Annotated in this window: 13 protein-coding genes; 4 read left to right on the forward strand and 9 right to left on the reverse strand. The window is 71.0% G+C overall.

Annotated features, from left to right (window positions below):
• Positions 1–45: 45 nt before the first annotated feature.
• Entirely contained in the window at positions 46–1,509 is a 1,464-nt protein-coding gene (locus ACIGXX_RS40415; protein WP_399983589.1) for a PLP-dependent aminotransferase family protein, read from the reverse strand.
• Between the two features lie 47 nt (positions 1,510–1,556).
• On the opposite strand from ACIGXX_RS40415, the gene ACIGXX_RS40420 reads away from it, so the two are divergent.
• The 3 genes from ACIGXX_RS40420 to ACIGXX_RS40430 are packed head-to-tail and all read left to right on the forward strand — an operon-like array spanning position 1,557 to position 3,234.
• Positions 1,557–2,069, forward strand: coding sequence for a carboxymuconolactone decarboxylase family protein (locus ACIGXX_RS40420; RefSeq protein WP_351172746.1), 513 nt, complete (start codon positions 1,557–1,559; stop codon positions 2,067–2,069).
• Positions 2,066–2,512 carry a carboxymuconolactone decarboxylase family protein gene (locus ACIGXX_RS40425; protein ID WP_351172743.1) on the forward strand — a complete coding sequence of 149 codons (447 nt, stop codon included), beginning with the start codon at positions 2,066–2,068 and terminating at the stop codon, positions 2,510–2,512. Before ACIGXX_RS40420 ends, ACIGXX_RS40425 begins: the two co-directional genes overlap by 4 nt.
• Entirely contained in the window at positions 2,509–3,234 is a 726-nt protein-coding gene (locus tag ACIGXX_RS40430) for an isocitrate lyase/phosphoenolpyruvate mutase family protein (protein ID WP_361468533.1), read from the forward strand. Before ACIGXX_RS40425 ends, ACIGXX_RS40430 begins: the two co-directional genes overlap by 4 nt.
• A 231-nt stretch (positions 3,235–3,465) precedes the next feature.
• On the opposite strand, the gene ACIGXX_RS40435 is transcribed toward ACIGXX_RS40430, so the two are convergent.
• The 5 genes from ACIGXX_RS40435 to ACIGXX_RS40455 all read right to left on the reverse strand — a co-directional run bounded on the left by ACIGXX_RS40435 (position 3,466) and on the right by ACIGXX_RS40455 (position 10,743).
• A complete protein-coding gene (locus tag ACIGXX_RS40435; protein WP_361468530.1) occupies positions 3,466–4,428 on the reverse strand; it encodes a glycine betaine ABC transporter substrate-binding protein in 963 nt (320 codons plus the stop codon).
• Position 4,429: 1 nt separating this feature from the next.
• On the reverse strand, positions 4,430–6,397 hold the full coding sequence (locus ACIGXX_RS40440) for an ABC transporter permease subunit (RefSeq protein ID WP_361468528.1): 1,968 nt from the start codon (positions 6,395–6,397) through the stop codon (positions 4,430–4,432).
• Positions 6,397–7,488 carry a glycine betaine/L-proline ABC transporter ATP-binding protein gene (locus tag ACIGXX_RS40445; RefSeq protein WP_351172731.1) on the reverse strand — a complete coding sequence of 364 codons (1,092 nt, stop codon included), beginning with the start codon at positions 7,486–7,488 and terminating at the stop codon, positions 6,397–6,399. The genes ACIGXX_RS40440 and ACIGXX_RS40445 overlap by 1 nt, the downstream gene beginning before the upstream one ends.
• Before the next feature lie 29 nt (positions 7,489–7,517).
• Positions 7,518–9,062 (reverse strand): GMC oxidoreductase, encoded by a 1,545-nt coding sequence (locus tag ACIGXX_RS40450; RefSeq protein ID WP_351172728.1) that lies wholly within the window; start codon positions 9,060–9,062, stop codon positions 7,518–7,520.
• A 151-nt stretch (positions 9,063–9,213) separates the two neighbouring features.
• On the reverse strand, positions 9,214–10,743 hold the full coding sequence (locus tag ACIGXX_RS40455) for an aldehyde dehydrogenase family protein (RefSeq protein ID WP_351172725.1): 1,530 nt from the start codon (positions 10,741–10,743) through the stop codon (positions 9,214–9,216).
• A 156-nt stretch (positions 10,744–10,899) separates the two neighbouring features.
• On the opposite strand from ACIGXX_RS40455, the gene ACIGXX_RS40460 reads away from it, so the two are divergent.
• Positions 10,900–11,682, forward strand: coding sequence for a hypothetical protein (locus tag ACIGXX_RS40460; RefSeq protein ID WP_351172722.1), 783 nt, complete (start codon positions 10,900–10,902; stop codon positions 11,680–11,682).
• Positions 11,683–11,689: 7 nt separating this feature from the next.
• Here the strand turns inward: ACIGXX_RS40460 and ACIGXX_RS40465 are convergent, their stop codons facing one another.
• From ACIGXX_RS40465 to ACIGXX_RS40475, 3 genes are all read right to left on the reverse strand, one after another.
• Positions 11,690–12,253: a hypothetical protein gene (locus ACIGXX_RS40465; RefSeq protein WP_351172719.1), complete on the reverse strand. Its 564-nt coding sequence runs from the start codon at positions 12,251–12,253 to the stop codon at positions 11,690–11,692.
• Positions 12,250–12,498, reverse strand: a complete 249-nt coding sequence (locus tag ACIGXX_RS40470) for a helix-turn-helix transcriptional regulator (protein ID WP_160506754.1) — start codon at positions 12,496–12,498, stop codon at positions 12,250–12,252. The genes ACIGXX_RS40465 and ACIGXX_RS40470 overlap by 4 nt, the downstream gene beginning before the upstream one ends.
• Before the next feature lie 75 nt (positions 12,499–12,573).
• Positions 12,574–13,341 carry a hypothetical protein gene (locus tag ACIGXX_RS40475; RefSeq protein WP_351172713.1) on the reverse strand — a complete coding sequence of 256 codons (768 nt, stop codon included), beginning with the start codon at positions 13,339–13,341 and terminating at the stop codon, positions 12,574–12,576.
• Between the last annotated feature and the right edge of the window lie 6 nt (positions 13,342–13,347).

Here is a 13,347-nt window from a genome sequence, read left to right on the forward strand (position 1 = left end):
CCGCCGAGTTCGTCCTCAAACGCCGGACGTGGACGGGCTAAGAGCTCACGGCAGCACCCGGCACAGCGCCTCCAACGCCCCTGCCCACGCATGATCCGCCGGTGTTCCGTACCCCACCACCAGCGCGTCCCGGCCCGGGACCCGCGCGTCGGGATGACGAAAGCTCGCCAGGCCCTGGACCGCGAGGCGTTGCCAGCTCGCCGCCTGGACCACCGAACGTTCCGTGCCCGGCGGCAGTTCGAGGACCGCGTGCAGGCCCGCTGCGATCCCCGTGACCCGTACCTCCGGTGCCCGCGCCGCGAGCGCGGCGACCAATTCGTCCCGTCGGCGGCGGTAGCGCAGGCGCGCGCCCCGCACATGGCGGTCGTACGCACCCGACGTGATGAACTCCGCGAGCGTCAGCTGGTCGAGCGCCCCGCAGGCCCATTCCGCGCCCCCCTTCGCCTCGACGACCTCGGCGGCGATCGGTGCCGGAAGGACCATCCAGCCGAGCCGAAGGCCGGGGGCGAGGGACTTGCTCGCCGTGCCGAGGTAGACCACGCGGTCGGGGTCGAGGCCCTGGAGCGCGCCCACCGGCTGCCGGTCGTAGCGGAACTCCCCGTCGTAGTCGTCCTCCAGGATCAGCCCGCCCTCGCGCCGCGCCCAGTCGACGGCCGCCGCGCGCCGGTCGGGGTGCAGCGGGTCCCCCATCGGGAACTGATGCGCGGGCGTGAGCAGCGCCGCCTTGGCCGGGCCAGATCCAGCTCCCGGCCCCTGTCCCGGCCCCGGCCCCGTCCCCCGCTTCGACCCCAACTCGGCCGTCGACGTGCCCCGTTCGTCGAAAGGCAGTGGCCTCGTCCGCAACCCCGCCCGCTTCAGCAGGTCCCAGTGCACGTCGAGGCCGTACGACTCGACCCTCATCTCCCGCAGACCCCGCGCCCGCAGCACACCGCCCAGCAGGCTCAGCCCCTGTGCGAAACCGGCGCAGACGACGATGCGGTCCGGGTCCGCGTGCACGCCGCGGGCGCGGGAGAGGTAGTCGGCCAGGGCGGTGCGCAGTTCGATGCGGCCGCGCGGGTCGCCGTAGCCCAGCGCGTCGTTCGGGGCCGACGCCATGGCCCGGCGCGCTGCCTTGAGCCAGGCGGCGCGCGGGAAGGAGCCGAGGTCGGGGGTGCCCGGCATCAGGTCGTACGTCGGACCGCCGGCGGCCCTGCGGCGCGGTTCGGGGTCGGCGGGGCGCGGCACGGCGCGTTCGGCGACGCAGGTGCCCGAGCCCTGGCGTGCGGTGAGCCAGCCCTCGGCCACGAGGTCGGCGTACGCGTCGGCGACCGTGTTGCGGGCGATGCCCAGGTCGACGGCGAGGGAGCGGGACGAGGGGAGGCGGGTGCCGGGGGCGAGCCTGCCGCCGCGCACCGCTTCACGCAGGGCGTCGGTGAGGCCCTTGCGTACGCCGGAGTGCGTGCCGGAGGTGGCCTCGCCGGTCGTCTCCAGGTGGAGGTCCACGCCCAAAGTGGCCCAGGATTCTTCCATGGGAATGGACCATACCCGTGGGCTATTCCGGTCGTACGGTCGATGACATGACGACGAACGACAGCACCGACGACGGCACCAGGGAATACGTCCACGAGCACGCGCCCCGGCTCGACTGGCACCAGCACGCACCCGAGGTCTTCAAGGCGATGATCCGGCTCGACGCGGCGGCCCGTAAGGGCGTCGACCCGGTGATCCTGGAGCTGGTCAAGATCCGCGCCTCGCAGCTCAACCACTGCGCGCTCTGCATCGACATGCACAGCAAGGACGCCCTCGCGGCGGGCGAGAGCGTGGAGCGGATCATCCAGCTCAGCGCGTGGGAGGAGTCGCAGCACTTCTACACCGCGAAGGAGGTCGCCGCTCTGGAGCTGGCCGAGGCGATCACCGTCCTGACGGACGGCTTCGTGCCGGACGCCGTGTACGAGAAGGCCGCGGCCCTCTTCGAGGAGCAGGAGCTGACCCAGCTGATCGCCGCGATCACGGTGATCAACGCGTGGAACCGCTTCGGCGTCTCGACGCGTCAGGTGCCGGGCCACTACAAGGCCGGTGACCACAAGTGAGCGCTCGGACCACGCACCTCGACAAGGGGGTCGGGACGGCGATGGCCGCGTTGAGCGCGGCCGCGAAGAAGGGGCTCGGCGACCCCGTGCTCGCCGAGCTCGTGATGATCCGGGCCTCGCAGATCAACGCGTGTGCGTTCTGTCTGGACATGCATGTGGACATCGCCGTGAAGAACGGCGAGACGGCGAAGCGGATCGCCCTCCTCAACGCCTGGGCGGAGGCGGGCGAGCTGTTCGGCGAGCGGGAGCGGGCGGCTCTCGCGCTGACCGAGGCGGTGACCGTCCTGACGGACGGGTTCGTGCCGGACGAGGTGTACGAGGCTGCGGCCAAGCACTTCGACGAGGCCGAACTCGCCCATCTCATCGGGGTGATCACCGTCATCAACAGCTGGAACCGGGTGATGGTCAGCCGCCGCATCGAGCCGGGAGGGTACGCGCCATGAGCCTCGTGGACGACTTCCGCGCACTGCACCACGGGCGGGCGCCCGGTGATCCGCTGGTCCTGCCCGGGCCCTGGGACGCGGCCAGCGCGCGGGTCTTCGTGGAGGCCGGTTTCCCCGCCGTCGCGACGCCGAGCGCGGGGGTCGCGGCGTCGCTCGGGTACGCGGACGGTGAGGTGCCGCCGGACGAGATGTTCGCGGCGGTGGCCCGCATCGTGCGGTCGGTCTCCGGGGCCGTGCCGGTGAGTGCGGACATCGAGGGCGGCTACGGGCTGGCGCCGAAGGAGCTGGTGGAGCGGCTCCTGGAGACGGGCGCGGTGGGCTGCAACCTGGAGGACTCGGAGTCTGCGGGCGGGGCGCTCAAGGATCCGCGCGAGCAGGCGGAGTGGTTGGCGGAGGTACGTTCCGTCGCGGGCGGGGGGCTGTTCATCAACGCCCGCGTCGACACCTTCATCCGGGGTGTCGCCGATCCCGGTCAGGCGATCGAGCGCGCCCGCCTCTATGTGGCGGCGGGGGCGGACTGCGTCTACCCGATCGGAGCACCGCCGGAGGCGCTGCCTGCCCTCCGGGGCGGTATCTCGGGCCCCATCAACGCGGGCGCCCGGCCGTCCCGTGCCTCCCTGCGGGAGCTGGGTGAGCTGGGGGCCACGCGGATCACGTTCGGGCCGGGGCTTCAGATCCGCGCGACGGAGGCGTTGCGCGAGATCACCGCGGAGCTGCGGTAGCCCCTGCCCGCTTGTCCGGGGCGCGCTTCGGCATGGCCCCTGGACGGCACCGCACCAGACCGCCGCTTCGCGGCGGATGTCTCCCGCCCACCACCCGATTGCCCTGCGGGGTGATCGAGTGGGCGGGCGGGAGAACTCGCCGCGGAGCGGCGGCCAGGACCCGCCGAGAACGAGTGGGCACCAGACCTTCGCCGCGCAGCGGCGGTCAGTCCGCCCGCCCCGCCCGAAGGGCTACTTCGGGAGCCAGCCCCGCCACTTCGACTCGTGGTCGGCGACCCACGCCTTCGCCGCGTCCTGCGGCGACATCTTCTTGTCGGCGATCATCAGCGAGACCTCGTTCTGGTCCTCCTCCGACCACTTGAAGTTCTTCAGGAACTCCGCCGCGTCGCCGCCCTTCTTGGCGAAGTCGGCGTTGAAGTACTTCTGCAGCGGCGTGTGCGGATAGGCACACTTGATCTTGACGGGGTCGGCGTCGCAGCCCTCCTTGTACTCGGGCAGCTTCACCTCCGTCATCGGCACCTTCTTGAACAGCCACTGCGGCTTGTACCAGTACGTCAAGAACGGCTTCCGCTGCTTGGCGAACTGCTCGATCTGCGTGATCTGCGCCGCCTCGGAGCCCGCGAAGACGACCTCGTAGTCCAGGCCGAGGTTCTTCACCAGCGCCTTGTCGTTCGTGACGTACGACGGGGAGCCGTCCATGAGCTGGCCCTTGCTGCCGCTCTCGGAGGTGCGGAAGTCCTTCGCGTACTTGTTGAGGTTCTTCCAGTTGGTGACGTCCGGGTGCTTCTTCGCGAAGTACGTGGGGACGTACCACCCGATGTGCCCGGTGACCCCGACGTCGCCGCCGGGGACGATCGTCTTCTTGTCCTTGATGTAGCGCTGCTCCTGGTCCGGGTGGCCCCAGTCCTCCATGATCGCGTCGACGCGGCCCTGGCTGAGCGCGTCCCAGGCCGGGACCTCGTCGATCTGGACCCTGTCGACCCGGTAGCCGAGCTCCTCCTTGAGCAGGTACTCGGCGACCGCCACGTCCGCCTGCGCGCCGACCCAGGACTGGACGGAGAGCGTCACGGTCTTGGCGCCCGCCGCATTGGCGTACGGAGAGGCCTGCTTGGTCATGTCGGCCGCACAGCCGGACAGCGCCAGGAGGGCGCAGCCCGCCGTGGCGGCACTCATCACACGCGTACGTACTCGCATGTCACGCACCCTTCTTCGCACGGCGTTCCGTCGGCTGCGTGACCCGGTCGAGCATCAAGCCGAGGCACACGATCGCCACACCGGCCACCAGGCCCGTGGCCAGGTCGCCCTGGGCGAGGCCGAACACCGCTTCGTAGCCGAGCGCGCCACCGCCCACGAGGCCGCCGATGACGACGACGGCGAGGATCAGGACGACCGCCTGGTTCACGGCGAGCAGGAGCGCCGGGCGGGCCAGCGGGAGCTGGACATTGCGCAGTTGCTGCCAGCTGGTGGCGCCGAGCGAGCGGGACGACTCCATCGCCGCGGCGTCGACCTGGCGCAGGCCCTGCGTGGTGATGCGGATGACGGCGGGCAGCGCGTACACGACGGCCGCGGCGACCGCGGGGGCGCGGCCGATGCCGAAGAGGGCCACGACCGGGATCAGGTACACGAACTGCGGCATCGTCTGGAAGACGTCAAGGACGGGCCTCAGCAGCTTCTCCAGACGCGTGCTGCGGGCCGCCGCGATGCCGGTCGCGAAGCCGAGGACCACCGTGACGGCGACCGCGGCGAGGACCTGCGCGAGGGTGTCGAGCGAGGGCTTCCAGACGCCGAGCACGCCGGTCGCCGCCATCGCGAGGACGGCGGTGAGCGCGGTCTGCCAGGTGCCGATCAGCCAGGCGAGGGTCGCGACGACCAGGAGGACCGACCACCAGGGCATGCCCTGGAGTCCGTCGCGGACCGGGTCGAGGACCCAGGTGGTGAAGTGGGCCGCCCAGTCGGCGGTGCCGCCGACGACGGGCACGCCGGTGTAGATGTGGTCGACCATCCACTCCTTGGCGGTGTTGACCGGCTCGACGATGTTCACGATCCAGCCCTCGGGCCACTCCAGGCGGTCCGCGAAGCGCGCGGCGAGCGCGGCGACGACGGTGACCGCTCCGGCCACGGCCCAGCCGCGCCGGCCGCGCAGCGGGGAGTTGTCCTCGGTGTTGGCGCCGAGTCGCTCCCCCGCCGCGCCGGTGACCCGGTCGAGGACCACGGCGAGCAGGACGATCGGGATACCGGCGGCCAGCGCGGCGCCGACGTCCACCGAGCCGAGGGCCTGGTAGACGCGGTCACCGAGACCGGCGCCGCCGATCATCGACGCGATGACGGCCATGCCCAGCGCCATCATGATCGTCTGGTTGAGGCCGAGCAGGAGTTCCTTGCGGGCCAGCGGGAGGCGCGCGGAGAGCAGGCGCTGGCGGGCGGTGGTGCCGAGCGACGTCACCGCCTCCATCACGCCGCCGTCGGCGCCGCGCAGGCCGAGCGCGGTGAGCCGGGCCATCGGCGGGGCCGCGTAGATGACGGTCGCGATGACCGCGGCGGGCACGCCGATGCCGAAGACCAGGGCGACGGGCAGCAGGTACGAGAAGGCCGGGAGCACCTGCATGGTGTCGAGGACCGGCCGCAGGATGCGGTAGATCCTGTCGCTCAGGCCCCCCGCGAGCCCGAGCAGCATGCCGAGCACGACGGAGGCGAGCACGGCCACGATCATCAGGGCCAGCGTCTGCATCGTCGGCACCCACATGCCGAGCAGTCCGCACAGGCCGAACGAGGCGGCGGCCAGGACCGCGAGCCGTACGCCCGCGACCCGCCAGGCGACGAGCGCGGCGCCGACGGTCACTCCGGCCCAGCCGGCCGCGAGGAGCACCAGGTAGACGCCGCGGATGGAGAGCACGATGCCGTTGGAGACGTGCCCGAGGAAGTAGACGAACAGCGGGTGGCTGTCTCGGTTGTCGATGATCCAGTCGGTGGTCTTGCCGAGCGGCTCGGTCAGGTCGACGGTGAGCGCGCCGGGCCAGGCGCCGGACGCCCACTTGGCGTTGACGATCGGCACGAGGATCGCCGCCGCGACGGCGAGCAGCAGGATCTTGCCGACGGCACGGTGGCGCAGGAGCGCGCCGATCCCCGTGTCACGTACGGGAGTCGAGGCGGTGGCGGTGGCCATCAGGCGACCACCTCGCCGGTATCGGAGCGGCCCTTGTCGGGCTTCTGCGCCGGGGCAACGCCCGCGACGACGCCGAGCAGCGCCTCGTGGTCGACGACGCCAAGGCAGCGCGGTCCGTCCATCACGCGGACGGGGAAGCCGGACTTGGCGACGGCCTCGATGGCCTCGGCGACCTTGGCGTCCGGCGCGAGGGCCGGGCCGCGGCCCTCCTCGTCGGTGTCGGCGGGGCGCATGGCGGTGCGCACGCTCATCACGTCGGCGCGCGCCACGTCCCGTACGAAGTCGCGTACGTAGTCGTCGGCCGGGGAGCCGACGATCTCCTCGGGCGTGCCGAGCTGCACGATGCGGCCGTCGCGCATCAGGGCGATGCGGTCGCCCAGGCGCAGTGCCTCGCTGAGGTCGTGGGTGATGAAGACCATCGTGCGGCCCTCTTCGCGGTGCAGGCGGACGACTTCTTCCTGCATGTCGCGGCGGATCAGCGGGTCGAGCGCGCTGAAGGGCTCGTCGAAGAGCAGGACCTCGGGGTCGACGGCGAGGGCGCGGGCCAGGCCCACGCGCTGCTGCTGGCCGCCGGAGAGCTGGCCGGGCTTGCGCTGTTCGAGGCCGTCGAGGCCGACCTTGGCGATGACTTCGAGGGCCTTGGCGCGGCGCTCGGCCTTGCCGACGCCCTGGATCTCCAGGCCGTACGCGACGTTGTCGAGGACGGTGCGGTGCGGGAGGAGGCCGAAGTGCTGGAAGACCATGGCGGCGCGGTGCCTGCGCAGTTCGCGCAGACGCGCCTTGTCCATGGCGAGGACGTCCTCGCCGTCGATCGCGATGGAGCCGGACGTCGGCTCGATGAGGCGGGTCAGGCAGCGTACGAGCGTCGACTTGCCGGAGCCCGAGAGCCCCATGACGACGAAGACCTCGCCCTTCTTGACCTCGAACGACACGTCGCGCACGGCGGCGGTGCAGCCGGTCCGCTCACGCAGTTCGGCGGGGGTGAGGTCGTGCAGGGAGGTGTCGCCCGGTATTCGGTCGGCCTTCGGGCCGAAGACCTTCCAGAGGTTCTCGACGGCGAAGACGGGCCCGTCCGTTGACTCCTGCGTCATGTCTTCCTTGTCCTTCACTGAGGCCTCGCTCATCGGCCGTCACCACCCAGCATCTCGGCACATTTCTCCCCGACCATGAGCACTCCGATCATCGGGTTCACGGCGGGCATCGTCGGGAAGACGGATGCGTCCGCGATACGGATTCCTTCGAGTCCCCGGATCTTCAACTCCGGGTCGACCACGGCGAGTTCGTCGTCCGTGGCACCCATGCGGCAGGTGCCGGCCGGGTGGTACACGGTGTGCGCGGCCTTGCGCACGAGCTCGCTGATCTCGGCGTCGTCGGTGACGTCCGGGCCCGGGAAGACCTCGCGCTTGAGCCACTTGGCGAAGGGCTCGGCCTGCGCGACCTTGCGGGCCAGCTTGATGCCGTCGACGAGGGTCTGCCCGTCGTAGTCCACCCCGTTCTCGTCGTACTCGAAGTACTTGAAGTCGAGGGCGGGCTTGACCTCCGGGTCGGCCGACGTCAGGTAGACACGGCCGCGCGAACGGGACTTGGGGATGTTCGGCGTCATCGACACGCCGTGCTCCGGGCGTTCGTAGCCCAGGCGCTCCGGGTTGTCCGTGAACGGGATCTGGTAGAAGTGGAACATCAGGTCCGGGCCCTTGTGGTCCGGGTCCCGCTTCACGAACAGGCCCGCGTCGGAGTCCATCGCGGAGTTGCCGGGCAGCGGCCCGTTGGTCTCCCAGACGATGACCGACTCGGGGTGGTCGAGGAGGTTCTCGCCGACACCCGGCAGGTCGTGCACGACGGGGATGCCGAGGGCCTGAAGGTCCTTGGCGGGGCCGATGCCGGAGTGCATGAGCAGCCGCGGCGTGTCGACGGCGCCCGCGCAGACGAGCACCTCGCGGCGGGCGGTGAGCAGTTGCTCCGCGCCCTCCTTCGTACGGATGTGGACGCCGCGCGCGGTCTTGCCCGCCAGCTCCAGCTTGGTGGCCCACGTCTCCAGGAAGAGGTGGAGGTTCGGGCGGTCACCGGCCTCCATGTGGGGGTGGAGGTAGGCGACGGACGCGGAGGAACGCTTGTTGTTCTCCGGGTGGTACGACAGGTCGAAGAAGCCGACGCCCTCGTCGAAGGGCTTGTCGTTGAAGCCGATGACCTCGGGGACACCGAGTGCGCTCTTCGTCGCCTCGACCCAGTCCGTGGCGATCTGGTTCTGGTCCTTCTTGGCGACGCGCACGATGTTGTTGCGCAGCTTGCCGAAGAAGGGGTCCATCGCCTTGGCGCCCCAGCCGGTGGCACCGGCCTCTTCCCACTCGTCCCAGTCGGACGGCAGCGGCTTGAAGGAGATCAGGGTGTTGTGCGACGAGCAGCCGCCGAGGACCTTGGCGCGGCTGTGCAGGATGTGCGAGTTGCCGCGCGGCTGCTCGGTGGTCGTGTAGCCGTAGTCGAGGTCGCCGCCCAGGAGGCCAAGCCAGCGGCGCAGCGTGAGGACGTCCTCACGGTCGATGTCGCTGGGGCCGCCCTCGATGACGGCGACGGTGACGTTTGGGTCCTCGGTGAGGCGGGATGCGATCACCGAACCGGCGGTGCCGCCGCCGACGATGACGTAGTCGTACTCGGTGGTCTCAGCCATGCGTGCTGCTCCTCTTCCTGCGAGGTGTGATGCAAGGTGCTCGCGCGTATTGAGCGGGGGGTGCGCGGGGGGGTGCTCGGAACTGCGGACATACGTGCGCGGGGGCGGGACTGCCGCCCCCGCGCACGCCTCTACGACTCGGGCCCGGGCCTCAGCCCGCGAACCAGCGGACCGGCCGCGGTGCCAGGTTCTGGTAGATGTGCTTGGACTCGCGGTACTCGGCGAGTCCGGCGGGGCCGAGCTCGCGCCCGACGCCGCTCTTGCCGAAGCCGCCCCACTCCGCCTGCGGCAGGTAGGGGTGGAAGTCGTTGATCCAGACCGTGCCGTGGCGCAGCCGCCGGGCCATGCGGCGGCCGAGGCCCGCGTCGTTGGTCCAGACGGCGCCCGCGAGGCCGTACTCGGTGTCGTTGGCGAGGGCGACGGCCTCGTCCTCGGTGCGGAAGGTCTCGACGGTCAGGACCGGGCCGAAGACCTCTTCGCGTACGACGCGCATCTCGCGGTGGCACTGGTCGAGCACGGTCGGCTCGTAGAAGTAGCCGGTCGCGGGGCGGACCTCGCTGGGCTCGGGGCGCTTGCCGCCGGTGCGCAGGACCGCGCCCTCCTCCAGCGCGGACGCGACGTACGACTCGGTCTTCTCGCGCTGCTGCTGCGAGACGAGCGGGCCGCACTCGACGCCGTCCTCGGTGCCGCGGCCGAGCCTGATGCGGCTCGCGCGGCGGGCGAGTTCGGCGACGAAGCGCTCGCGCACCGACTCCTCGATGATGAGGCGGCCACCGGCGGAGCAGACCTGCCCGCTGTGGATGAAGGCCGCGTTCAGCGCCTGGTCGACGGCGGTGTCGAAGCCCTCTTCGGTGGCGCAGGCGTCGGCGAAGACGACGTTCGGGTTCTTGCCGCCGAGCTCGAGTGCGACCTTCTTGACGCCGAGGGCCGCGGCCTGGGCGACCTTGGTGCCGGAGACGAGGCCGCCGGTGAAGGAGACCAGGTCGACGTCGGGGTGGTCGGAAAGGCGCGCGCCGACGGTGTGGCCGGGGCCCGTCACGATGTTCGCGACGCCGGCCGGCAGGCCCGCCTCGACGAGCAGCTCGATCAGCGCGACCGTCGTCAGCGGAGTGACCTCACTCGGCTTGATGACGAAGGTGTTGCCCGCGGCGAGCGCGGGGGCGATCTTCCAGCTGGCCTGGAGGAGCGGGTAGTTCCACGGCGTGATCATCGTGCAGACGCCGACCGGCTCGTGCACGACGACGCTGTGGATGTCGTCGGACCCCGCGTCGACCACACGGCCCGCGCCCTCGCCGATCACCAGGTCGGCGAAGTAGCGGAAGGCGTCGGCGACGCAGTCCACGTCGACGCGGCCCTCCTCGACGGTCTTGCCCGCGTCGCGGCTCTCCAGGAGCCCGATCTTCTCCCGGTCGCGCACGAGGAGGTCTGCCACGCGGCGCAGCAGCGCGGCCCGTTCGGCGACGGGCGTGGCCGGCCACGGTCCGTGGTCGAAGGCCTCACGTGCGGCGGCGATGGCCGCGTCGGTGTCCTCGGTGCCGCCCTCGGCGATCAGAGCGAACGGCTTGGCATCCGCCGGGTCGAGGATCTCGCGCGTGGCGCCGGAGAGGGCGGTGCGCCACTCCCCGCCCACATGGATGGTCTGTTGTGCGGACACGTCCCGTTTGCCTTCCGTTCCTGTCATACGCCCCGCCTGTCACTCGCGGTAGCCGGGTGCACATGCCCCCCGGCGAAGAAACCATGCGCATTACATAACTGAAAGTGCGCTGTGTCACTGCGCGTGCAGGCACCTGGGGCGAAACGTACGCTCGAAGAGGGGTTTGTCCCCGGAGGTGGCGCTATGCGTGGAATATCGAGGAAGCGCGCTTGGGGTTCCGCGGCCTGCACCGCGGCCTGTACGGCGGCCGCGCTCCTGGTCGCACCGGCGGTCGCGCTCGCCGGCACGGAGGACTTGAGCGCACAGGAGATCTCCGACAAGGCGGAGCGGGAACTGCTCGACGCGAAGTCGGTCCACCTGGAGCTGGAGCAGAAGGGCACGGACACGGACGGCGACGAGCCGGTGTCGATGGACCTCACCCTGGACCAGGACGACAACTGCGTCGGCTCGCTGCGCATGGCCGAGGACGGCGGCAGCCTGGAGCTGATCAAACAGGGCGAGAAGGTCTGGATGAAGCCGGACCTCGCCTTCTGGAAGGCCCAGCTCCCCGGCGGCCAGGGCGAGGCCGCGGCCGAGGTCATCGGGGACCGCTATCTGTACGGCACGACCGACGACGCCCTGCTCAAGGACATGGCCGGGGTCTGCGACCTCGACACGATCCAGGACGAGGTCAAGAACAAGTCGGACGACAGCACGGCCCTGCGGAAGGGCGAGCCGACCAAGGTCGACGGAACGTCCGTGATCCCCGTCTCCGGCAGGGAGGACGGCAGAACGACGACGCTGTACGTCGCGACCGAAGGCACTCCGTACCTGGTCAGGGCCACGGAGAAGGGGCCAGGGACCGACTCGACGCTGACGCTCGGCGACTACGACAAGCCGGTCCCGTCGAAGACTCCCTCCGAGGAGGACTCGGTGGACGTCTCCCAGTTGCAGGGTCAGGTGACGGACAAGCCGAACACCTACTGAAGACCACCTACTGAACGTCCGCGGGGTCGTCGTCGCCGTCCGCGGGGTCGTCCTGCGCGGCGAGCCCCGCCACCCACAGCGGCATCAGCCAGTGCACGACGAACGCGGTGAACAGCACGGGGAAGAGCAGCCCTTCGGTGTCCCACCCCTGGTACGCGGCGAACCCCGTGCCGACGGCGGCCGCGAGCAGCAGCCACTGCATCACCTGCCGGGCGCGCGCCGCCACCCGCACCCGCTCCGCGCGCTGCCGCTCGTCGAGGACGCGTTCGCGCAGTTCGAGCAGGCCGCGCGTGGCGCCGTTGATGACGCCGGTGGCGACGCACCACGGCAGCAGCAGGCCGAGCATCGTCCACATCGCCCAGCGCTGATCGCCGACGACCGTGAGCAGCCAGGCCGTCACGCTCGCCACGGTCAGCGCGATGTGGGCGCCGACCGCGATCCGCCTGCGCACGGCGGTGGCGTACATCGGCGCCCCCTCGCGCCGGTTCATGAGCGCGTACATCCGCCGGTCGTACCCGGTCATCCGCTGGGTCGGCCTCTCCCGCGTCTGCTGCACCTGCCGGCCAGTCATCCCTGACTCCTCCCGTAGACCTCGTCCGTGAGCGGGCGGAACGGCTCCAGGGAGAACAGCGCCTCCACCGGGAGGCCGAAGAACACCGCGATCTTCAGCGCCAGGTCGAGGCTCGGGTTGTACTGCCCGCGCTCGATGTAGCCGATGGTCTGGTAGTGGACCCCCACCGCCTCGGCCAGGCTCTGGCGCGACACCTTTCGCTCCGCGCGCACCATCGCCAACCTGTTGTGCACTTGCTCGCTCATGTATAAGAAGTACTACATTGGTGAGCAGGTACGCAACGGAGATCACGGAGCGGCTTGCGGCAGGCGGAGGGGCGGTCAGTGGGATTCCGGCTCGGGGCAGATCTCCTCCGGCGGGCAGAACCACGCCAGGGCGGTCGACATGAACTCCTCCTCGTCGTCCCTGCCGTCCGCGTCCGAGCCGTACACCGCGAGGGCGTACAACTTCCCGTCCACCGCCTCGAAGCGGTGGTCGATGACGTGCCACGCGCCGATGTCCGGTTCGCCCTTGAACTTGTCGGCCACGTATTCGAGCCGGGCCGCGGGGCGGCCTTCGTCGTCCGTGCGCTCCAGCGGGGCGAGCTGGTCGAAGCCGCCGGGCATCGGGGTCTCGTCCAGCCAGGTCCGCAGCGATACGTACGGGGACGCCTCCCCCACCTCGTACACCTGTAGCCGCCGATCCCCCTCCGGGCTGCGGTAGTTGACGACGTTGAAGCCCTCGGTCGGGGTGACCAGGTCGCGGACCCAGCCCCGCGGCACCGCGAGCCTGAAGCCCTCCGCGTCGAACACCTCCTCGTACGGGGCGGGCGGCACGCCTGCCGGGGACGGCGCCGCGGTGTCCCCCTCGGTGGCCGGGTCCCCGCTCCGCGCGGGCTTCTCAAGCACCGTCAGGTACCCCGTCGGCCCCGGTTCGTCCTTCCAGCCGAGCGCCCAGGTGCCGAAGGCCAGGCCGCACACCGCGAGCACCGTCACGGCGCCGCGCAGCGCCTTGCCCTGGCGCACCGCGTCGCGGTCGTGGAGCTCGGCGATCCGCCGCTCCTGCTCGTGGCCGACCCACTCCTGGCGGTCGGCGTCGAAGATCCGCACCGCTCG

Origin of the sequence: Streptomyces sp. NPDC055243, from assembly GCF_044544025.1 — a bacterium.
GTDB lineage: Bacteria > Actinomycetota > Actinomycetes > Streptomycetales > Streptomycetaceae > Streptomyces.